General features: G+C 31.2%; 21 protein-coding genes and 8 pseudogenes. 12 read left to right on the top strand and 17 right to left on the bottom strand.

What is annotated here, in order from left to right; genetic code table 11:
- Window positions 1-65: 65 nt before the first annotated feature.
- The gene (locus HS848_RS06985; protein ID WP_198611749.1) at window positions 66-731 is read right to left on the bottom strand and encodes a CPBP family intramembrane glutamic endopeptidase; all 666 of its coding nucleotides are present in this window, start codon (window positions 729-731) and stop codon (window positions 66-68) included.
- A 166-nt stretch (window positions 732-897) separates the two neighbouring features.
- Here HS848_RS06985 and HS848_RS06980 point away from each other — a divergent pair, with 166 nt between their 5' ends.
- Window positions 898-1,716, top strand: a complete 819-nt coding sequence (locus HS848_RS06980; protein WP_198611748.1) for a CPBP family intramembrane glutamic endopeptidase — start codon at window positions 898-900, stop codon at window positions 1,714-1,716.
- A 171-nt stretch (window positions 1,717-1,887) separates the two neighbouring features.
- Here the strand turns inward: HS848_RS06980 and HS848_RS06975 are convergent, their stop codons facing one another.
- From HS848_RS06975 to HS848_RS06960, 4 genes are all read right to left on the bottom strand, one after another.
- On the bottom strand, window positions 1,888-2,508 hold the full coding sequence (locus HS848_RS06975; protein ID WP_198611747.1) for an NDxxF motif lipoprotein: 621 nt from the start codon (window positions 2,506-2,508) through the stop codon (window positions 1,888-1,890).
- Window positions 2,509-2,566: 58 nt separating this feature from the next.
- Window positions 2,567-3,400 (bottom strand): CPBP family intramembrane glutamic endopeptidase, encoded by an 834-nt coding sequence (locus HS848_RS06970; RefSeq protein WP_198611746.1) that lies wholly within the window; start codon window positions 3,398-3,400, stop codon window positions 2,567-2,569.
- Between the two features lie 159 nt (window positions 3,401-3,559).
- Window positions 3,560-5,092, bottom strand: coding sequence for a sodium:solute symporter (locus HS848_RS06965; protein WP_107507250.1), 1,533 nt, complete (start codon window positions 5,090-5,092; stop codon window positions 3,560-3,562).
- 49 nt (window positions 5,093-5,141) lie between these two features.
- Entirely contained in the window at window positions 5,142-6,023 is an 882-nt protein-coding gene (locus HS848_RS06960) for an N-acetylneuraminate lyase (protein WP_198611745.1), read from the bottom strand.
- Between the two features lie 245 nt (window positions 6,024-6,268).
- Here HS848_RS06960 and HS848_RS06955 point away from each other — a divergent pair, with 245 nt between their 5' ends.
- On the top strand, window positions 6,269-7,132 hold the full coding sequence (locus HS848_RS06955; protein ID WP_198611744.1) for an ROK family protein: 864 nt from the start codon (window positions 6,269-6,271) through the stop codon (window positions 7,130-7,132).
- An 89-nt stretch (window positions 7,133-7,221) separates the two neighbouring features.
- Here the strand turns inward: HS848_RS06955 and HS848_RS06950 are convergent, their stop codons facing one another.
- Window positions 7,222-8,028: a MurR/RpiR family transcriptional regulator gene (locus HS848_RS06950; RefSeq protein ID WP_107507247.1), complete on the bottom strand. Its 807-nt coding sequence runs from the start codon at window positions 8,026-8,028 to the stop codon at window positions 7,222-7,224.
- Between the two features lie 206 nt (window positions 8,029-8,234).
- On the opposite strand from HS848_RS06950, the gene HS848_RS06945 reads away from it, so the two are divergent.
- Together HS848_RS06945 and nagB are read left to right on the top strand one after the other, a co-directional pair.
- Window positions 8,235-8,921, top strand: a complete 687-nt coding sequence (locus HS848_RS06945) for an N-acetylmannosamine-6-phosphate 2-epimerase (protein WP_198612165.1) — start codon at window positions 8,235-8,237, stop codon at window positions 8,919-8,921.
- A 29-nt stretch (window positions 8,922-8,950) separates the two neighbouring features.
- Window positions 8,951-9,679 (top strand): glucosamine-6-phosphate deaminase, encoded by a 729-nt coding sequence (nagB, locus tag HS848_RS06940; RefSeq protein WP_198611743.1) that lies wholly within the window; start codon window positions 8,951-8,953, stop codon window positions 9,677-9,679.
- Window positions 9,680-9,814: 135 nt separating this feature from the next.
- Here nagB and HS848_RS06935 read toward each other — a convergent pair whose 3' ends face one another.
- From HS848_RS06935 to HS848_RS06895, 9 genes and pseudogenes are all read right to left on the bottom strand, one after another.
- Window positions 9,815-10,471 (bottom strand): SMI1/KNR4 family protein, encoded by a 657-nt coding sequence (locus HS848_RS06935; protein ID WP_198611742.1) that lies wholly within the window; start codon window positions 10,469-10,471, stop codon window positions 9,815-9,817.
- A 529-nt stretch (window positions 10,472-11,000) separates the two neighbouring features.
- On the bottom strand, window positions 11,001-11,495 hold the full coding sequence (locus HS848_RS06930; protein WP_198611741.1) for an immunity protein YezG family protein: 495 nt from the start codon (window positions 11,493-11,495) through the stop codon (window positions 11,001-11,003).
- Window positions 11,485-11,939 (bottom strand): annotated as a pseudogene (locus HS848_RS06925) (DNA/RNA non-specific endonuclease); the annotation flags it as partial. The gene HS848_RS06930 and the pseudogene HS848_RS06925, both read right to left, overlap by 11 nt.
- Before the next feature lie 116 nt (window positions 11,940-12,055).
- The gene (locus tag HS848_RS06920) at window positions 12,056-12,550 is read right to left on the bottom strand and encodes a TIGR01741 family protein (protein ID WP_198611740.1); all 495 of its coding nucleotides are present in this window, start codon (window positions 12,548-12,550) and stop codon (window positions 12,056-12,058) included.
- An 11-nt stretch (window positions 12,551-12,561) separates the two neighbouring features.
- A pseudogene (locus HS848_RS06915) lies at window positions 12,562-13,001 on the bottom strand (DNA/RNA non-specific endonuclease); the annotation flags it as partial.
- A gap of 104 nt (window positions 13,002-13,105) precedes the next feature.
- Window positions 13,106-13,599, bottom strand: a pseudogene (locus HS848_RS06910) (TIGR01741 family protein).
- Window positions 13,600-13,610: 11 nt separating this feature from the next.
- Window positions 13,611-14,044 (bottom strand): annotated as a pseudogene (locus tag HS848_RS06905) (DNA/RNA non-specific endonuclease); the annotation flags it as partial.
- Window positions 14,045-14,158: 114 nt separating this feature from the next.
- Window positions 14,159-14,649, bottom strand: a pseudogene (locus tag HS848_RS06900) (TIGR01741 family protein).
- 362 nt (window positions 14,650-15,011) lie between these two features.
- Window positions 15,012-15,668, bottom strand: a complete 657-nt coding sequence (locus HS848_RS06895; RefSeq protein WP_198611739.1) for an SMI1/KNR4 family protein — start codon at window positions 15,666-15,668, stop codon at window positions 15,012-15,014.
- Window positions 15,669-16,240: 572 nt separating this feature from the next.
- Between HS848_RS06895 and HS848_RS06890 the strand changes: the two are divergent.
- The 8 genes and pseudogenes from HS848_RS06890 to HS848_RS06855 form a co-directional block, all read left to right on the top strand.
- A pseudogene (locus HS848_RS06890) lies at window positions 16,241-16,354 on the top strand (helix-turn-helix domain-containing protein); the annotation flags it as partial.
- Window positions 16,355-16,553: 199 nt separating this feature from the next.
- On the top strand, window positions 16,554-16,961 hold the full coding sequence (locus HS848_RS06885) for a hypothetical protein (RefSeq protein WP_232806117.1): 408 nt from the start codon (window positions 16,554-16,556) through the stop codon (window positions 16,959-16,961).
- A 30-nt stretch (window positions 16,962-16,991) separates the two neighbouring features.
- Entirely contained in the window at window positions 16,992-17,549 is a 558-nt protein-coding gene (locus tag HS848_RS06880) for a preprotein translocase subunit SecE (protein ID WP_332871293.1), read from the top strand.
- 76 nt (window positions 17,550-17,625) lie between these two features.
- A pseudogene (locus HS848_RS06875) lies at window positions 17,626-17,786 on the top strand (DUF4176 domain-containing protein); the annotation flags it as partial.
- Window positions 17,787-17,864: 78 nt separating this feature from the next.
- Window positions 17,865-18,530 (top strand): DUF443 family protein, encoded by a 666-nt coding sequence (locus HS848_RS06870; protein ID WP_198611738.1) that lies wholly within the window; start codon window positions 17,865-17,867, stop codon window positions 18,528-18,530.
- A gap of 81 nt (window positions 18,531-18,611) precedes the next feature.
- A complete protein-coding gene (locus HS848_RS06865; RefSeq protein WP_198611737.1) occupies window positions 18,612-18,770 on the top strand; it encodes a hypothetical protein in 159 nt (52 codons plus the stop codon).
- A 6-nt stretch (window positions 18,771-18,776) separates the two neighbouring features.
- On the top strand, window positions 18,777-19,412 hold the full coding sequence (locus HS848_RS06860) for a DUF443 family protein (RefSeq protein ID WP_198611736.1): 636 nt from the start codon (window positions 18,777-18,779) through the stop codon (window positions 19,410-19,412).
- Between the two features lie 10 nt (window positions 19,413-19,422).
- A pseudogene (locus HS848_RS06855) lies at window positions 19,423-19,605 on the top strand (DUF4176 domain-containing protein); the annotation flags it as partial.
- Between the two features lie 169 nt (window positions 19,606-19,774).
- On the opposite strand, the gene HS848_RS06850 reads toward HS848_RS06855, so the two are convergent.
- Window positions 19,775-20,389 (bottom strand): DUF5080 family protein, encoded by a 615-nt coding sequence (locus tag HS848_RS06850; protein ID WP_198611734.1) that lies wholly within the window; start codon window positions 20,387-20,389, stop codon window positions 19,775-19,777.
- Window positions 20,389-20,547, bottom strand: coding sequence for a DUF5085 family protein (locus HS848_RS12820; protein ID WP_269814426.1), 159 nt, complete (start codon window positions 20,545-20,547; stop codon window positions 20,389-20,391). Before HS848_RS12820 ends, HS848_RS06850 begins: the two co-directional genes overlap by 1 nt.
- Between the last annotated feature and the right edge of the window lie 9 nt (window positions 20,548-20,556).

The raw sequence follows: 20,556 nt of genomic DNA, 5'->3' as shown, positions 1-20,556 counted from the left end.
ATTGGAATATTTAAAATAATAGGAGACTTCCGTTTAAATTACCATGAAATTCAAGAAAGTGATATTTACCACCAAAAGTTAGATAGAAATACCGATAATATATTACTTAATGCATGAATAACAATAGGAACTTCGAGTCGTTTAGTTTTTAAATATGCGATTACAAGTACAAGTCCTGTCAGTCCATAAATAAGCCATTCACTTATATTTGTAGGTCCATGTGCCCCTGCAAATAATATAACTGACACAACTCCTCCAATGATAGGCGCTCCTCTAAATACTCCTTTAATTAATAATCCTCGAAACATCACTTCTTCTATAATTGGGCCTAAAATACCTACAGATAATATTTGTAAATAAAACGGTATATGTTCAAAAGATGCGTCCAAATCCTTTTGATTTGGCGGTGTTGGCATAAATGACAAATACAAAAAATCAATCGCACTAACGACTACAAACGCAATAAGAATAAAGAGCCATTGTTTTTTAGTAAGCATACTAAAATTAAATAACTTTAACTTAAAAGCGTATAACAATAAGAAAGCGATGATTACAATTAAAATAGCTATCCAATAATACTGAGGTTTTTCAGCTAAAAATAGAATAAAAGATTCGGCGATAATCATCACAATAATCATAAATATAGATTGGAGTAATAACTTCCAATAGGATTTATGTGAAATTTGAAATGCTTGTTGATGATTTTGTGTTTCGGAAATCTTTTCCGACATGATATTCCTCCTTCGTGATATAGCGTAATAAATAGATTTGTTCAAAATTCAAATAACTCATAACTTAATCCTTAGCTAACATTGTAGTTCGTGTAAAATATATGTTACATTTAAAAAGAAGTATTCGTTTTCAAGTTTCACAATATTAAATAAAGGTGGGTTTAACATGAAAGAACATGAAAATATGAATACACACTCCGCTACACCCGTTTCTTCCAATGAACACCAAGCTAAGGAAGATGACTTACATAATGAAGAGCGCTATCCGAAAGGTAATAAATTTGTCAGAGCACTTATCTTTATCGGTTGGCTCCTCCTCGCACAAATACCTTTAGTTACCATACTCTTTATTTACAGCTTTTCTCTCTACATGGACCTATTAACCGGTACGATTACTACTCTCATCTTTCTCATATTAACAGCAGTTATCACATGGTTTGTAAGAAGCTATTACAAACGTCATACATACGAGCATCCTTCAAAATTCAAAGGCAAAGATATTATGACTAATATTGGTTGGGCCGTATTACTTCGTTTAATCGTTATCGGGATGAGCTATTTAATGTTGTTTGCGACAGGTTCTATGCAAACGCAAAATGATAAATTCTTACTCGGCGACATGAATGCGAATAAACCGACACCTGACCAATTAGGCCAAATTTTCCCATTTGTTGTCTTCGTCATCGTTATAATTTTCGTTGCGCCTTATTTAGAAGAACTTATTTATCGTGGCATCTTTAAAGAAACTTTATTTAAACGTTCCCGCTTTTGGTTGCCTTTTATTCTGTCTTCATTAATTTTTGCATCTCAACATGGTCTATCCAACTGGGTGGCAATTATTATGTACACTCTCATGGGCATGATTTTCTACCTTGCTTATCATCGTCGTGGTAATGTGCGAGATAGCATGATGGTTCACATGATTCATAACGGTGTGACAGGCGTCATTATGCTAGTGAGTTATTTTGTTTTATTATTTGGTTAAGTTGAAAATGTTTAATAATAGGATAGCTAAAATGAACGCACCTCCTATTAATAACTTAACAAACTTTTGTTCAATCCAACCTTAAAGGTTTCTTAAAAAACTAGTGCAATATAAAAGTGGTATTTCTATCTAATTTCAAATAGAAATAGCCACTTTTATTTAAGGTATTATTTATTCATCATAAGCAATGGTTTTAATATTTTTATCTTTTAAGAACTTTTCAATTTTTTCTTGTTCGCGTCCATTTACCACATCTTTATTTTTGTTAAAATCTTTCAACTCTGATAAAACGCCAGATTCTTGTGCTTTCTTAGAAGCGTCTAAGCCTAATTTTAAAGTATTTGTAACTGCAATCGTATAGTTACTGATTTTTTTAGTATACGTCGCATACTTTTTATCTGGCATCTTATTATTTTCTATGTATTGCGCGAAATTTTCATTATTTTGATCCTTTAAATCCTTAATATGATCATATTTTTTTTGTTGTTTTTTAGAAAGTTTCTCCTCTGAATAAAGTTTATCTCGATAAGGTTCTTGCGCATCGTTCAACTTCCTATCAGTATCTAAATATGTCTTAATATCTTCTTTGATAGTTTTTTCCGGAATCGTTTGGTTTGTTGTTGTTTTATCGAAAATGTGTTTCGGTACTTTTGCGTTATGTTTTGAACTCTGTTGAGTATCCTTACTGTCAGAAACGTTATCTTTCGTGTTGCTTTCACTTTTTGACGATGAACAACCTACAAGTGCTACGGATAAAGCAAATGTTGATAATAAAACGATTAGCTTTTTCATATCAAATCTCCTTTTATCTTTTTAAGAGCTTGCACTTTGAGTATATCGAACTTTCTGGTTATTTAAAAACTCGCTTTGTAATCATAACTTTAGGTTGTTTTAGCAAAATAAATATCACAATTAAATAACCTATAATCGATATCAATGAAACTTCATAACCGAATTGTCCACCTGTAATAGCCATATTATGGTTACGAACCACATATTCCCAAATATTGTAATGGCTTTGCTTTTCAGTAATATGTAAAACCTGGAAAATATTCCAAAAGAAATGTAACGTGATACTGGCCCATATTGTATTTGCTTTATAGGTTGCTAGACCAAACATAATCCCTACTAATGAACCGCTAATAAGTAACAAGAAAAAGCTACTTATATTTAAGCCACCGTTAAACAAGTGAATCACCGCAAAGAATATAGCCGTAGATAAGATAGCTACTTTAATATTTGTTTTCTTCTCGATATATCCCATTAAAAGTCCTCTACATACGAGTTCTTCCACAAACGCTCCAGCTATGGCTTGTACGAAAATCGGCCAAAAAAGTATGTGTAAGGTCTCATGGATAGAATTAAAGTGATGCACTTTAAAGTCTCCAGGTACAAATATTAAATAAATAGCATATACAAAGACAGATAACCCTAACCCTAGTAAGATGAATTTTGTTTGAATTCTTGGGGGTGTAATACGATAAGATATTAAATTCTCTTTCAATATTTTTTTAATAAAAAAGCGGACGATCACGAAGGCTAAAGCGATATAAACGATGGCCATTACTATAACTCCTAATCCTAGAAATGGAATAAGCGCATCAAATAGCGAAGCAATTCCGTTAGCTAGTCCCATAATTACGATAGCTAACATCAACATACCTATAATTTTCAAAAGTTTCATTGTCATTCTCCCGACTTAATTGAAATAGTATTCATTCATTATCTTAGCACAGTCCTTCGCACAAAAATGAAGAGGTTAGGAAACAAATTCCCAACCCCTTCTATTATTTAACGTAAAATATTATGATAATACGAAGTATATATAACGCTTACTTCCATTTTATTTTTTATTTACTACTTTTGAAATATAGGTTGATGCTTTATTTTTATCGTAAATTGTAAGACCAGTAATGTCTTTTGATTTATTCGCCGGTACAACTAAACTTACTAAGTAACCGAAGATGAAAGCAACTGCGAATGAAATAATTGAAACGTAGAATGGTGAGTTACCTCCACCGATACCATTTAATAGATACGCAATAATGACACCCGCAATTAAACCTACTAACACGCCAAATGTATTGGCACGTTTCGTAAAGATACCTACCGCAAAGATACCAGCTAATGGTACACCAAATAATCCTGTGATAAGTAAGAATAAATCCCATAGATTATTAGAATCTGCGGCAATTAGGTAGATTGAAATACCATAACTTAATAGTCCTGCTACGACGATAACTAATCTAGCAAAGTTAACTTCAGACTTGTCGGCCCCTTTTCCAAAGAAGCGGTGTTTAATATCTTCTGAAATACAGGCTGAAATTGAGTTTAAGCTAGATGAAATAGTAGATTGTGCAGCTGCGAAAATAGCTGCGATAAGTAAACCGCCTACAAATGGAGGCATCTGAGTAAGAATGAAGTACGGTACAACTGATGATGTGTTAAAACCTTTAGGTAATGCTTGTTCATGTTGATAGAATGAGTACATCATCGTCCCCATGCCATAGAAGATAGGCGCAGACACTAACGCTAACACCCCGTTTGTCCAAAGTGATTTTTTAGTTTCACTCAATGAATCTGACGCTTGGTAACGTTGAACGACGTCCTGACTAGCTGTATATTGATGTAAGTTATTAAAGATATTTCCCAGGAAAATAATTGGAATCGCTGCAGCAGCTGAATTTAACTTCCAATTGTCGGCGCTAATAATCTTTTTGTTTGCAATGGCATCACTAACGATTGTGCCAAAGCCACCTTTAATTTCAAAAGCACCAATAATAATAATTAATAACGCGCCTCCAAGTAAGATTACACCTTGAATAAAGTCACTCCATACCACGCCTTCAAAGCCGCCTAAGAAAGTATAAAGAATACATAAAATACCGACTAAACTTGCGACGATATATGGATTAATATCTGACACAGCTGTGATTGCTAATGTTGGTAAATAAATAACAATCGCGATACGTCCTAAGTGGAAAATAACAAATAATAACGACCCAATAACTCGAATACTTGGTCCAAATCTAGCTTCTAAATATTCATATGCTGACGTAACACGTAGCTTTTTAAAGAATGGTACATAGAACGCAATTAAGATTGGAATAATTGCCACAATCGCAATATTTCCAGCAATGTATGCCCAGTCAGTTAAAAATGCTTTTTCTGGTGTAGACATAAATGTGATAGCACTTAACGTAGTGGCATAAATTGAGAATCCAATGGCCCACGAAGGCAGACGCCCGCTCGCAGTGAAAAAACTATCCGTATCTTTCCCCGCTCGCTTCGTAAAGTAAGCACCGATGATTAACATAATTACGAGATATCCAATGACGGCAATCCAGTTCCAAGTCCCAAAACCTACTTGTTGCATAACTAACACCTCTTGTTTTACATATTCTGTTGTTTGATTTCTTTAATATCTATAAGTCGTATTTTTTAATTAAGTTGTCTAAAGTTTCACGGTTAGCTTCATTAAATGGTGTAAATGGGCGTTTAGGTAAACCGCCATCGATACCACGTGATTTCAATATTTCTTTTAATGTTGAGTAAATGCCCATACCTAGTACGGTTTCAATGATGTCGTTGGTTTCATGTTGAAGTCGATACGCGTCCTCAATCTTACCTTCACGCGCTAAATCAAAAATTTGACGTGCACGACGGCCATTCACGTTGTATGTTGATCCAATAGCACCATCGACACCAGAAATTGCTGCTTGTACTAACATTTCGTCAAAGCCAGATAAAATTAATTTGTCTGGATACGCTTTTCTAATACGTTCTAATAAGAAGAAATTAGGTGCAGTGTATTTCACCCCTACAACCTTTTCATGGTTAAAGAGTTCGCCAAACTGTTCGATGCTAATATTTACTCCCGTTAAGTCTGGGATGGCATAGATAATCATGTTATTTTGAGTCGCTTCAATAATGTCGAAATAGTATTGTTTTATTTCTTCAAATGAGAATGGATAATAGAATGGTGTCACGGCTGACAACGCATCATATCCTAATTCTGTTGCGTATTTCCCTAACTCTATCGCTTCATTTAAATCTAATGATCCGATTTGAGCGATTAAATTAGTTTGGTCGCCTACTGTTTCTTTAACTACTCTAAAGATTTGTTTCTTCTGTTCTTTACTAATTAAAAAGTTTTCACCAGAACTTCCATTCACATATAGGCCATCTAGTTTTTCAGTTTCAATCGCATTCTTAGCAATTTGTTTTAATCCTTCTTCTTTCACTTGGCCTTGTTCATCGAATGGCACTAATAACGCTGCATATAAGCCTTTTAATTTATCTTCCACGTTGTATTCCTCCGTTTATTTATTTTATGAAAACTCACTTTTATAATTTTTGAGATAAATTGAACAACAACAATTCCTATTTACATTTCGAATTGTAAACGCTATCATTTTGTTAAACAACTACTTTTGAAAAGTTTTAACAAAATATACTAAATTTAATGAAAATTATTTTCAAAATTAAATATTAAAATATATGTAAGTGTAGAGAGTGTTTATAATAAATGTGAAATGAGGAGGGACTCGACATGTATAAAATTGCAGTGGATATTGGAGGAACAAATATTAAAGTGGCCGTAATTGACGATAATTTGGAGATTGTTGATTATCAAAAAATTGCAACGCCAGATAACACTAATGTATTAATCGTAGATGAAACACATCAATTAATTGAAATGTTCATTCAAAAATATAGTTTGGAAAATCCACACATCGGCATATCAAGCGCAGGCGTGGTGAATTCAGAATTAGGCCAAATCATCTATACTGGACCGACTATTCCAAATTTTGACGGTACTAACTTTTTCGAAGCCTTTAGTGACTTGTCTTCAGAAATCACTTTATATAACGATGTAGACGCTGCCTTATTAGGAGAACTTACTTTTCATGAATATAAAGAAGATAATATTTTTTGTTTAACACTAGGAACAGGCATTGGAGGCGCGTTCTATAGTACGAGCGTTGGGATTTATCAAGGTGCACGCCATCGCGCAAATGAAATAGGCTATCTACTATATCGCGCATCGGACGAAACAACCTTTGAACAACGCGCATCGACTTCGGCATTGAAAAATTTGATGTTAAAGAGAAAGTTTGAATATGACACGGATGTGCCAAAACTATTTGAATTAGCTGAAGATGGCAATCAAGAAGCATTAGACATTTTACATGAATGGAGCGACTTGGTAGCAGAAGGTTTAGCACAAATTCAAATCGTCTATGATCCAGGGCTCATTTTAATCGGCGGAGGCATTTCATCACAAGGCAACACACTTTTAAAATATATTGAGCCTAAGATTCATAACTATCTGCCAAATGATTACGGCATCGCGCGACTTCAAACTACTCAACTTGAAAATCACGCTGCCCTATTTGGTGCGATACAACAATAAATAAGTTGGAACATGGTTGATAAGGATTCGAGCATCTCATTACTCGGTTGCTCATTCCATAACTCTTCCATGTCCCAACTTTTATATATCTATTCTTTTTCATTGCCTAAGATAAGATCACGCGTTTGTTGATACACTTGATGCATATGCGCATCCCCTAGTAATAGATAGCTTACAATATCTAATAAGAAATGCGTGGCGATTTGTGAGTTAATGAATCTTGAATCATTGTTACTGGATTGTGCCGTCGTTATTAATACTAAGTCTGCATTTTTAGTTAATGCACTACCCTCGAAGTTGGTAATTACCACTACATAAGCACCTTGAGCTCGGGCAATTTTAGTCGCTTCAATTAATTCTATCGTTTCTCCACTATTTGAAATGGCGACAAACATATCTTGTCCCGATAATAGTGATGCAGAAATTTTCATCAGATGGGCATCGGTAGATACAGAACCTTTAACGCCCATTCGCATCGTGCGATAGTAGAATTCAGTCGCGGTTAAACCCGAACTCCCTAAGCCGGCAAAGTTAACTTGTCGACATGTCTTTAAATTATGTGCTAGCCTTTTAACCTTTTCCTCGGAAATAAATTCGCCCGTTTGTTGAATAATATTTTGGTGATAGCGATGGATTAGTTGAACAAGTGGCGCATTTTCAACTACTTTTTCTGACTTTTCATGTTGCAGACTAAATTTCATATCTTGAAAATTATCATAATTCAACTTGTCACTAAAGCGCGTTATGGTTGCAGGTGATGTACCTATCGCATGGGCTAATGAACTAATTGTAGAAAAATTATCATCTAATTCATGTGTTTGAATGTACTCAATAATTTTTTTATCCATTTTCGTTAATAAATGACGGCAACGCTGAATACGATTTTCAAATTTCATCTTCTCACCTCGGTATTTGATGACTTCAACTTTAATATAAATGAAAATATTTTTCAAATTATAAATTTAAATTGATAAATATTTTCTTGATGTTATGATATGAATGAATAAATTAAACTACAACCATTTCTACCAACGTAGTAACTCTTCGATCTTAATTAGAATATGTGCTACGAGGTAATGAACTATTTACAAATTCAAAGAATATGGAGAGTGTCGATATGTTACCGCAAGGATTAATTGTTTCATGCCAAGCTTTAGAAGATGAGCCACTACATTCATCATTTATTATGTCAAAAATAGCGTTAGCTGCTTACCAAGGCGGTGCAGTAGGTATACGCGCTAATTCAAAAGAAGATATTTTAGCGATACGTGAAGAAGTATCCCTACCAGTGATTGGTATCGTTAAACGGAATTATGACAATTCTAATGTCTTTATTACTGCTACCTCTAAAGAAGTAGATGAACTGATTGAAAGTGGCTGCGAAGTGATTGCGTTAGATGCAACGACACAAACACGCCCTCAGGAATCATTAGAAGGTTTAGTTAAATATATCCGTGAAAAAGCACCAAATGTTGAAATTATGGCTGATATTTCTACCGTGGAAGAAGCCATTCAAGCTGATAATTTAAACTTTGATTACATTGGCACAACATTACGTGGGTATACTTCATATACAAAGGGCCACATTCTTTATGAGAATGACTTTGAATTTTTAAAAGAAATATTACAGAAAGTGAATGCGAAAGTGATTGCAGAAGGAAATGTCATCACTCCTGAAATGTTCAAGCAAGTCAGTGACCTTGGCGTTCATTGTACCGTTGTGGGAGGAGCTATCACGCGTCCTAAACAAATTACTGAACGTTTTATTGAAGCTATTCAATCTGAATAATGTAGTATGAGGATGGAGGCGTTAAAGCTATGAAACTAATCAACTTGAAAGATAAATCACTAGCGAGTGATTATGTCGCTATAGAATGTTTAAAATTGATTCAAGCGCAACCTAAGACAATTTTAGGATTAGCTACTGGTAACACTATGACAGAAGTGTATCCACGATTTTCTGAATTACTGAACGTAAACCATACCGATTTAAGTCAGGTTCAAACATTCAATTTAGATGAATACGTTGGCTTAGAACCAGAGCATTCACAAAGTTATTACACGTATATGCATCAACGCTTATTTGATCACAACGAGAGCTGGCAAACTTCAAATATTCATATTCCTCAAGGCCATGTGGATGATTTAGATGCAGAAGCACAACGTTATGAAGACCATTTAAAACGCATCGGCCAACCAGACCTTCAATTATTAGGGATTGGGGAAAATGGCCATATCGGTTTTAACGAGCCAGGAACATCTTTCGATAGTGAAACACGCGTGGTTGATTTAACTGAATCCACAATTAAAGCCAATAGCGTCAATTTCGACAATATCGAAGACGTACCTAAACAAGCCGTATCTATGGGATTGAACTCTATTATGCGCGCTAAACGTATTATTTTACTAGCATTTGGCGAACGTAAACGTGATGCGATTAAACGACTATTAAATGAAGAAGTTTCAGAAAATCTGCCCGCTTCAATCCTACACAACCACCCAAATGTAGAAGTAATCGTTGACGATACAATTTATAATCATCTATAAATATACTAATGAGTCCGGGACATGAACATCTGGATTAAAGAAAAAATGGTAATTTCTATTGAAATAAGATAGAAATTACCATTTTCTTCATATTTATAACATTAAGAAGTAAAAGCTAATTTATAAGCATATTAATCATTCTGTAAACCCTAAATATAACCATTCATCTAATATATCCCATATATTTTCGTCATATATTGGTTCGTCATCATCAAACCAGATAATAGCATTAGAATGCTCATTATATGCTTTTACAATTATGTATCCACCCATTCCTGTAGCAAAAACAATGATATAATCATCTAAATTAAAATCTATATGAATGTCTAAATCTGAGATGACACCCCAATCATATTCACTCATTACGTTAACATCTTTAATTTCTTGCACCCCCATAAAATTCCCAGGAAAGAAGTAAAATCCATTATGAACTTCTTGATAAAATTCCTTTAAATCATTAGGTAACATTTCTAAATTTGTATTATTGCTATCTAGTCCTCCTAGATAATAAATAGTCTCACTAGTAGGGTGTTGTAAAATATATACAATATAATACTGGTCTTTATTTTTTATCAATTCACAATCTATTAAATTTCTAGACATATAATTCAATACATTTGATAATTTTTTGCTAAATCCATTTTTCCATATATCAATAGTTAAATTGACTTTTTGTGTTTTATCTTTAGTTGAAAGTACTCTTTTCCACTTGTCTGGTATATTAGCTTTCTCATAATTTTCTACGTAAACAAATGTGGGATCAAATTGTTGAAATTCTCCTAAGTACCCCATTTTTATCTTCCTTTCGTTAATTTATTAATTTTTTGTTGTATTTCATCGTAACTTAATTTTTCAATGTTATCCATTTTAGTTATTTTCTTTAAAGGAACTATGTGATCCACCTCTAACGTTTCAGTTATAAATTTTCCAGGAATTGCTGAATCAGGTTCCCAAGTTTATTTTTTAAGTCTTTATTTATCTCTTTTCTTATTTCAACAGATGGTGTTGTTCTTCTTAGCTTTTTTAAAGTTTTTTGTGACATTTTTTGAACTTTATTTTGTATTCCCTTTTCTAACATACTGTTTGTTGCGCATATGGATTACGTCCGCCATCTTGAGGTGTTAGGTCTCCCACATATACTTCTTCAATCTTTGTGATTCATTCAATACACATGTTCATGCGGGGTTGTATATTCGAGAGTAGCTTTCCCTATAAAACATTTTATATGTATTTATTAGTAATAAAATAAAAATTTGCTATGCTTTTTAATCTAAAGAAAACTAAGCAACTTTTACATTGCTTAGTCATTCTTCACTTCATTTTACTCTTCTTCTTGTTCTTTAATGAACTGTTCTAATTGTTTTACTTCGTCTATTAATCGTTGTTGCTCTGGAAGTTCTCCAAAATACTTGTATTTAAAATAATCTATTCGAGTACCTAACGTAAAATCATTATCCAACCAATTAATATAACCAAATGAAATATTCGCTTTCCCATCATCATTCAAAATAAATGTACATGTAGTCCATACTTCTTGATTATTCTTTTTAAATTCTTTTCTCAATTCCTTAAAACATTCGTATAATTCATTTAGAATGTCTTTATAAATATGCTTTGAAACGTTAAATTTTATCGGAATATCATGAGAATAAAATATACCTTCCTCTTTTTTTAATGTATAAAAGAAATACACACTACCTCCTTCTTCTGTTACTTCACTTTCCATAAAAATATCTTTCCATTCATCTGGAATTATTTGATTGGCATTATTTGCAATTTTTTGATAAATATTATTAAGCTTATCTTCAAAGTTCATATTCAATCTCCCATCTATTTTCAATTATTTTTTCTAACAGGCTTCCATCGTGTTCATAAGACACTTCAAACTTCCATGGTCTATGACTAACATCGTCATATCTAATTACCATTTTTATTTTTTAATAGTTCCACCTTTTTCTATTATTAATCGCCATTCTTTTTCCATGTTATACCATTCACCATTCGCTTTAAATGGTCAGTTAATGTTTTTACTTAGGGGTACGAGATTATCTATATCTTTAGAACCTCCAAATGTGCGCGCAATTAAATGATCACCGTCATCATCTAGTAAACGCTTTTCTATTCCAACTGTTCGTTGCGCATATGGATTACGTCCACCATCTTAAAATGATAAATCTACTGCATAGACTTCTTTAATACGACCTTTGTGATCCGTGCGATACACATGACCATGCGGTGTTGTATATTCGATGTTTGCCTTCCCTCTAAAATGTTTTATATGTATTTATTTAATAATAAAATTAAAATTTGCTATACTTTGTAATCAAAAAAATGACTGAGCAATGTAAAAGTTGCTTAGTCATTCTTCACTTCATTTTACTTTTCTTCTTGTTCTTTAATGAACTGTTCTATTTCTTTAATTTCTTCTCTTTCATATTCAAATGCTGGTAAAATACCGAATTTTTTGTATCTATAATAATTAAATCTAGCAACTTGTCCAAGGTCTGATTTTTTCCAATCAATATATCCAAATGATACATTTAATTTTCCTTCATTAGTAAAATTAAATTCACATGATGTCCATGCTTCTTGATTTTCTTTTTTAAAAATAGCTCTTAATTTTCTGAATTTTTCTTGGACTTCTATCAATAAATCTATATATATGTCTGATGAAACGTTATATAATTCAGGAATATCACCACTGTAATATATTTTATTATCATTATTCTTAGTGAAAAAGAAAAAAGCTTCACTTCCTTCATCATTTATATATATTTTAAAATATATATTTTGCCAACTATCTGGTATCATACCACTGACTTCATTAGCTATTTCATTATAAAACTTACTTACTTGTTCTTCAAAAATCATTGCTGTTCCTCCTATATGTTGTGAATATATCTAGAGTGTCTTGCGCTACCTATTTCATATATAACTGAAAAGCCACTTGGTCTTTGACTCTCTCCTTCATATTTCACTTTAACTTTAATGTTTTTCACATCTTTGTCTTTGTCAATTGCTTTTTGCCATTCTTTCTCCATGTTATACCATTGGCCATTCTCTTTAAATGAACGGTTGATGTATTTACTTTGGGGTACGAGATTGTCTATATTTTAGAACCTCCAAATGTGCGCGCAATTAAATGATCACCGTCATCATCTGGTAACCGGTATTCTCTTCCAACTGTTCGTTCCGCATATGAATTACGTCCGCCATCTTGAAGTGATAGATTATCCGCATATACTTCTTTAATACGACCTTTGTGATCCGTGCGATACACATGTCCATGCGGCGTCGTATATTCGATATTTGCCTTCACTCTAAAATATTTTATATGTATTTATTTATTAATAAAATTTGTTATTCTTTGTAATCAAAAAAATGACTACACAATGTAAAAGTTGCTTAGTCATTCTTCACTTCATTTTACTTTTCTTCTTGTTCTTTAATGAACTGTTCTACTTTTTTCACTTTATTTATTGCATATTCTTTTTCTGGTAAAATACCGAATTTTTTATATTCATAATAATATTCTCTAGCTAAAGGTCCAAAACCTGAGTTTTTCCATTCGATATAGTCAAAGGACACATTTAATTTACCTTCATTGGTAAAATCAAATTCACATGATGTCCATGGTTCTTGATTATTTTCTATAAATAACTCCTTGAGTCTTTCAAAATTTTCGTAAAGCTCGTCCAATAATTCATCAAAATTTTTTTTGAAACATTATACTCTTTAGGAATAGCAGTATAGTAATGTAAGTCTTCACTACCAGGTATAGTATAGTAGAAAAAAACTTCTTTGCTTTCTTCTTTTATATATGCCTTTGTAAATACCTGTTCCCACTCTACAGGAATCATATCACTGATTTTATTCGCAATTTCTTGATACATTTCATTTAATTTCTTTTCAAATTCCATTTTTCTCACTCCTAAATATTTGGAATACGTTTTTCATATTGTCTATTATCAATTTCATATTCAACTTGAAATTCTGTAGGTCTTTGGCTTCTATCTTTATATTCAAATTCAATTTTAATATTTTTAATTGTTCCCTCTCTGTTTAAGACTTTCTGCCATTCTTTTTCCATGTTATACCATTTACCATTCGCTTTAAATGGTCAGTTAATGTATTTACTTAGGGACACGAGACTGTCTATATTTTAGAACCTCCAAATGTGTGCGCAATTAAATGATCACCGTCATCATCTGGTAAACGGTCTTCTCTTCCAACTGTTCGTTGCGCATATGGATTACGTCCACCATCTTGAAGTGATAAATTTTCCGCATATACTTCTTTAATCCGACCTTCGTCATCCGTGCGATACACATGTCCATGCGGTGTTGTATATTCGATGTTTGCCTTCCCTCTAAAATGTTTTATATGTATTTATTTAATAATAAAATTAAAATTTGCTATACATTGCAATCAAAAGAAAACTAAACACTTTTACATTGCTTAGTCATTCTTCACGTCATTTTATTCTTCTTGTTCTTTAATGAATTGTTCAATGTCTTTAATTTCTTTTTTTGCATAATCCAGTTCAGGTATAATCCCGAATTTTTTATACTCATAATAATATTCTTTAGAAATTTGACCAAAATCTGATTTTTTCCAATCAATATAATCAAAGGACACATTTAATTTACCTTTATTATTAAAATCAAATTCACATGATGTCCATGGCTCTTGATTATTTTCTATAAATAGCTCTCGGAGGCTTTCAAAATTTTCGTAAAGTTCGTCTGATAATTCATCAAATATTCGTTCAGAAATATTATAATCATCTGGAATAGTAGTATAGTAATGTATGTCGTTACTACCGGGTTGGATGAAATTAAAAAAACTTCGCCGCCCTCATCATCTATATAGGCCATTGTATACACTTGTTCCCATTCCACAGGAATCATTTCATTGATTTTACTTGCGATTTGTTGATACATTTCATTTAATTTATTTTCAAATTTCATTGTTTCACCTCTATATATTTTTTATATGTCTCTCAAGTTTCCTATTATTCATCTCATATTTCACTTTAAACTGAGTTGGCCTTTGACTTCCACCTTTATATTGCACTTCAATTTTAATTGTTCCCCCTCCGTTTAAGACCTTCTGCCATTCTTTCTCCATGTTATACCATTAGGTGCATTATCTTCTTTGATTATTTGTTTAGTCACTTATAATTATAAAGATATTTGTGCTTTTTTGTATCTAAATGAAAATAACGGCTAGTAAATTTTATTCACCCACCGTTATAATATACGAACACAAATTTTATTTGATTAACCTCGACAAATCTCCTGACTATTCGTAATTGTTAAATAATCTTTTTTTACTCTTCCATCCCCATTTTTATCCATTCATCACAAAAATCCCAAAAGTTTTTTTGATACATTGGAGCTTGGTCATCAAACCAAATCGTTGCGTCATCTATCCCTTTATTTATATCTACAACAATAAATCCGCCCATACCAGAATCAAAAATTATATAAGTTGTATCTAAATTTATTTCTGGTTCACCAATTTCTTCCAAAATTGCCCAATCATATTCGTTTAAATTTTTAATCATACTCAATTCCAAAATTCCCATTGAGTCACTTGCAAAATAATAAAATCCATCATGAAGATTAGAGTAAAAATTTTGTAGTGAATCAGGCAGTTTATCATATATAGAAGATATTTTTTTATTTTCATTAGGTATCTTCCCTACATATATTCCTTCTTCTTTATTTTCAGTAAGAATGTTATACAAAATATAATAATCTTCATTAACTTTTATACATTGTATATCAATTAAATGATTCTCTATATATTGAATTGTATTACTTAAATTTTTTCCCACTACTTCTTTCCAATATTCGACTACTTTCTCAAGTTTATCCTTAGATAGCAAAATATACTTCCAACTTTGTGGTATCTTTTCTAGTTCTTTTTCGTTTAAAATTTTTATATTTTGATTAAATCTTTTTAAATATTGTAAATAATCCATATTTCATCTTCCTCTCGCTATCGCATTAATTTTAGCTTGTATATTTTTTCAAGTTCTTGTTCTTTTATTATCATTTTCTCTCGAAATGTACTATCTATTTTTATATTTTCTTTCACATAATATGTCCACTCTTTATATGTTTTTGAACCTTTCGAAGTGTTCGCTGTTTTAGTTAATCCAATAAAATTATCTTTAAAATTTGCAATTTGGATTCTCTCTTTTACAGTTAATTTTTCATTTGACTAATTTTCTTCAACGACACTATGCAATCAGCTTGTAGTTTACCATCTATAAATTTTGACGGAATTGTAGGATTGGTTTACCTATTAATTAATATCTTCATTTTCTCTTATTTTTTTACTCGGTGATTTTCTTCTTAACTTTTTATATTCAGCTGAACTAATTTTACTAACTTGCTCACTAGTTCCTAGTTTATTTGAATTTTCACTAGAATAATTAGCACCCTTTACCATACTATCTTTTAGTGTGTGTCACTTGATGATTTAGTGTGAAGGTTCATTGAATATTTTGGCCTGCTTCTCTGAGTGTAACACCATTGCCCACTTGGATACGTCTATCATAGAGTCATAGAAAAGTTAAAAGAAGATAAATCGATTAGTAAGATTTCGAAAGAGGTCAATATTACTAGGGAAACAGTATACAGAATTACACACAATAAGAGATAAATGAGACAGAACTTTTGATATTTGTAAATACCATTACATATCTGTAAATAATACAGTATAATTAATTATTAAAAAATATATAATTAATAAATTTTTATATAAAGGATGTGGATCAATCCATGGGAGAAATTAAGAACGATTCAAGTAAAACTAATCAAATCTTTTCAATATTGCAAAGTGCGATAGAACAACTAAAATCTTGGAGAAATATGGTAAATACCTAGAAAATAATCCTGGGCTAACTATTAATGGTAAGACGCTTAAAGACTGTGGTGTCGGTATTGCTAAAGCAAGTAAGTGTGGAGGAGTTTATTCAGACATTACACTGGATCATAAAACAGCTGGAGAAGCTGTGGCGCATAATGGATTAACAATGGGTGCTAGTGTGGAAGCGAGGTTACTAGCAACTGCTACACTCTCTTCAATTCCTCTAGGATTAGTTTTAGTAGGTACGATATCAGCAGGTACGAAAGCTACATATGCTACCGAACAGGCATATAAACATAATTTTCTCGGTTTAAAAACAGGAACAGATCATGTTAGAAAAAAAGTAGATCAATCAATTACTACAGTTACTAATTCTTTAAATCCAATGAAAGCTTTTTAACATTATTTTAAATTAGAAAGAATGTGATTAATCATCGATAAAATAACAATAGAAACTGTCGAAAAAAATAGTAAATTTAAACTAATCCATTATGAAAATAGATACTTTATTATTGATTTGAATCGAAATAAATTAACATATATATTTCCATTGTTGAATTATTTTACAAGACAAGTTTTGATTGAAATCGATAAAGATACATTGGCTAACATAAGAACGAATCATCTAAATAAAAACAAAAATAATGTATTGGGGAGTGTAGGAACAGGTATCGGTGTCTTGTTTGCTACTCTAACAAAGCCTATTTTAGATTATATGAATTTTACTACTAACTTCTTACTAAATATTATTTTAGTATTAATATCAATAATTCCATTAATTATTTTAAAAGGAATTATTGATAGAAAAAAGAAAAAGAAATTTGAAATTCGTATGAGTAAAAATAAGATGAGCGCCTTTGTCTGGCCAAACTTTAAAGAGTTATTTAAAAACATTATAATAAATATTATTTTGAGCTTTATAATAGCTTTGGTATTAGGTTTTATAATTCAAAATCAATCAAACTATATATACTTTGCATTATGCTAGTACTATCATTTATCTTATTTCAAAATGTGTTGTTATATGCTCAAACAGAAATTACAGGAAGGATAGGTGGGATAAAGTGGAAACGATAGGAAGCATTATATATTTAAAAGAAGGCTCTCAAAAGTTAATGATTATCAATCGAGGGCCAATTGTAGAAACTGATGGTCAAAATACATGTTCGATTATTCAGCCCGTAAGTACTCAGTTGGTGTTGTAGAAGATAAAATCTATTATTTCAAGGTTGGTAGATTGTTTGAAATAAGAAGTTAAAATGGAGAAATTTTAAATGTAAAAAAGCAAAAGTGAGGGATCAAAATGGAAGTTAATGATTTAAATGATAATCAAAAATTTAAAGTAAAGATGTATCGAATCCATAAAAACCCTAGATATAAATTGATTGAACTAAACCAGAAAAAATATCTCATTGACTTGGAATCAAATTACTTTGCATATTTATTCCCACCATTGAATTGGATATTAAAAAAAGAACTAATAGAAGCTTCAAATGCTAAATTAAATGAAATTGAATATGACGACAATAATAATAAAGAACAAGCTAAAAATATAGGATGTGTTTCTGGTGGTGTATTAATAGCTACTTTAACGAGACCATTTATGGATTTGATGGATATACCCTCTAACCAATTTATTAATTCGTTAATTGTTATAGTGACGATACTTGTAATCGTTTTTATTAGAGGATCTTTAAGAAAAAAATGGGATTTAAAACTAAAATCAAATAAAACTCTTATAATTAAATGTATTGTTAGACCCAAGTTAAAACATATGTTTTTCGTAATTGGATCATATTTAATGTTTCTACTGTTCTCATTATTAATGATAGGACTTATTTTTGGTGTTAAAAACAATCTTATGATTTATATAGGAAGTCCCTTAATATTTTTCATGTTTTCATTAATGAACCTCATTACATATGACAACGAAGAGGTAATTATAAGTAAGCTAAGTCAATCAGAGTAAATAAACGTATCAAACTTGAATCAATCTAAAGTTAAAGTAAAGATAGGTGAGATAAAATGGAAACAATAGGAAGCATTATATATGAAAAACAAGGTACAGCATAGTTCTCAAGAGGTTGTAAAAAGGTTTGAAAATGATACCAACTATTTTAGTAATAAAGCAAAAAAAGTCGAAAAAAATATTGGAAAAGCTGTCAACAATGTCAAAAAATTAGCGAATCCAATGAAATGGAGTTGGTGAAGCTAAATGGAAAATGTATACACTATATATAAAAATCCTAGATATAAAATTATCCAAAAAGATAATCGCTATTTAATGGTCGACTTAGAACAAAATTGGTATTCATACCTATGCCCTATGTTGAATTGGTTTATTCCTATTAAATACACTGAGTTGACTTATCAAGAATTCAATAATTTAAATATATTTAATAACAGGGGGCAAAACAGTCAAGGTATAATGGCTGCTGGCATTGGCGTCACTATAAGTGTGCTATTAAGAAGTGTTGTGGGTTTCATGGATATTAATATTAGTCGAATTTGGGTAATGATAATGTTTTTAATCGGGTTTGTCGCTATAATAGCATTACGTTTATCTATAAAAAAGAAGTTGACTCATCCTGCATTTAATAAAAATAATAAACAAAAAGTAAGATTAATTCCATCATTCAAAAATATGGTGCTCGTGGTATTATATTATTTCATTTTAATTTATCTAATAACTGGACTATTTTATATGATGGTCATTGATAATATACAAAATATTTGGATTTATATATGTTGGTTAGGTATTGTTTTTGTATTTTCGTTTATGAACATAGCTTCAATCTTTGACAGAAAAGTACATGCCAAAATTAAAAACATAGAAAGACAGGCGAAATAGTGTAAAAACAATAGGAAGTATCGTATACCTAAGAGAAGGTTCCCAAAAATTAATGATTATTAATCGTGGTCCCATTGTAAATATAGATAATCACCAGTATATATTTGATTACTCAGCTTGTACTTATCAGGGCGGCGTTGTAGAAGATCAAATCTATTATTTCAATGAAGAAAATATAGATAATGTTATATTTTTTAGCTAATCTCTCATATCCTAAACTACTATTTAAATATTCCTGAACTATTTTTAACTTGATTTCAAATTTATAATGTTTAACCATAAAAATGCACCCCATAAAGTTAGATTTTTAGTCCAACTTTTGGGGTGCACATCATAATATTTTCTTCATTGTATTTATTTCCCTATCTTTGTATTAATAATATCACTATGAAAATAAATAACCATATTGACATCAATAATGGTCTTATAGAAATGAGTCTCCATCGTCCTTTTATTATTCTTAAAATAATATCTATGATTATGTAAATAACAAATATTACGATAAAAATATATAGTATGATAAAGTTTCCAAATGCAAAATCTTCTTTATACTGTGATGATGCCTTAATTGACATTGTGATCATAAATAAACACGACATCAGTAACGATATTATACCTTTATATTTTGCTGTTTCTAAATTAATTTTCAAACTTTCAATTTTGTCATATTTCTGTTGTGTAATCATTTTATCTGGTGTCTTAGTTAACTCTTGAATCTTTATTTTTAAGGGTTTAGACCATAATCCCCTTACACCCATAATTCCATATATCAACACACCTATATTTAATATGAGCATTAAGTTTTCAAACTGATTTGCACTTTCTTCTTTTATGAGAATCACAGATATTAAATATAAAATAATAGCTATAATATATGTCATTATTGGCAATACTTTAAGATCGCCCGAATGCATTATAGATGTAAAATGAACTAAATAAAACAGACCAAACACGATAATCACAAGTAGAATATCCATTAGGTGTTAGACACCTCCAACACCTTGACTTTTACATCGACCCAATTCACTTCGGCTATTTCATTTACTATATGATAAAATGGTGAGATTCTTCGCATATTATTATTTCTTGCAAATTCTTCAATTTCATATAATAATTTGGGTTCTTCATTTTCCATTAATCTCAT

Origin of the sequence: Staphylococcus caledonicus, assembly GCF_016238465.1 — a bacterium.
Lineage (GTDB): Bacteria > Bacillota > Bacilli > Staphylococcales > Staphylococcaceae > Staphylococcus > Staphylococcus caledonicus.
Note: the sequence above shows the minus strand (reverse complement) of the source record. Positions and strands in the feature narration are given on the sequence as shown.

What these genes read in the sequence shown, in the direction of transcription:
- HS848_RS06985 (WP_198611749.1), bottom strand. Translation starts at nt 731, where the DNA reads ATGTCGGAAAAGATTTCCGAAACACAAAATCATCAACAAGCATTTCAA.
- HS848_RS06980 (WP_198611748.1), top strand. Translation starts at nt 898, where the DNA reads ATGAAAGAACATGAAAATATGAATACACACTCCGCTACACCCGTTTCT.
- HS848_RS06975 (WP_198611747.1), bottom strand. Translation starts at nt 2,508, where the DNA reads ATGAAAAAGCTAATCGTTTTATTATCAACATTTGCTTTATCCGTAGCA.
- HS848_RS06970 (WP_198611746.1), bottom strand. Translation starts at nt 3,400, where the DNA reads ATGAAACTTTTGAAAATTATAGGTATGTTGATGTTAGCTATCGTAATT.
- HS848_RS06965 (WP_107507250.1), bottom strand. Translation starts at nt 5,092, where the DNA reads ATGCAACAAGTAGGTTTTGGGACTTGGAACTGGATTGCCGTCATTGGA.
- HS848_RS06955 (WP_198611744.1), top strand. Translation starts at nt 6,269, where the DNA reads ATGTATAAAATTGCAGTGGATATTGGAGGAACAAATATTAAAGTGGCC.
- HS848_RS06950 (WP_107507247.1), bottom strand. Translation starts at nt 8,028, where the DNA reads ATGAAATTTGAAAATCGTATTCAGCGTTGCCGTCATTTATTAACGAAA.
- HS848_RS06945 (WP_198612165.1), top strand. Translation starts at nt 8,235, where the DNA reads ATGGAGAGTGTCGATATGTTACCGCAAGGATTAATTGTTTCATGCCAA.
- nagB (WP_198611743.1), top strand. Translation starts at nt 8,951, where the DNA reads ATGAAACTAATCAACTTGAAAGATAAATCACTAGCGAGTGATTATGTC.
- HS848_RS06935 (WP_198611742.1), bottom strand. Translation starts at nt 10,471, where the DNA reads ATGGGGTACTTAGGAGAATTTCAACAATTTGATCCCACATTTGTTTAC.
- HS848_RS06930 (WP_198611741.1), bottom strand. Translation starts at nt 11,495, where the DNA reads ATGAACTTTGAAGATAAGCTTAATAATATTTATCAAAAAATTGCAAAT.
- HS848_RS06920 (WP_198611740.1), bottom strand. Translation starts at nt 12,550, where the DNA reads ATGATTTTTGAAGAACAAGTAAGTAAGTTTTATAATGAAATAGCTAAT.
- HS848_RS06895 (WP_198611739.1), bottom strand. Translation starts at nt 15,668, where the DNA reads ATGGATTATTTACAATATTTAAAAAGATTTAATCAAAATATAAAAATT.
- HS848_RS06870 (WP_198611738.1), top strand. Translation starts at nt 17,865, where the DNA reads ATGGAAGTTAATGATTTAAATGATAATCAAAAATTTAAAGTAAAGATG.
- HS848_RS06865 (WP_198611737.1), top strand. Translation starts at nt 18,612, where the DNA reads ATGAAAAACAAGGTACAGCATAGTTCTCAAGAGGTTGTAAAAAGGTTT.
- HS848_RS06860 (WP_198611736.1), top strand. Translation starts at nt 18,777, where the DNA reads ATGGAAAATGTATACACTATATATAAAAATCCTAGATATAAAATTATC.
- HS848_RS06850 (WP_198611734.1), bottom strand. Translation starts at nt 20,389, where the DNA reads ATGGATATTCTACTTGTGATTATCGTGTTTGGTCTGTTTTATTTAGTT.
- HS848_RS12820 (WP_269814426.1), bottom strand. Translation starts at nt 20,547, where the DNA reads ATGGAAAATGAAGAACCCAAATTATTATATGAAATTGAAGAATTTGCA.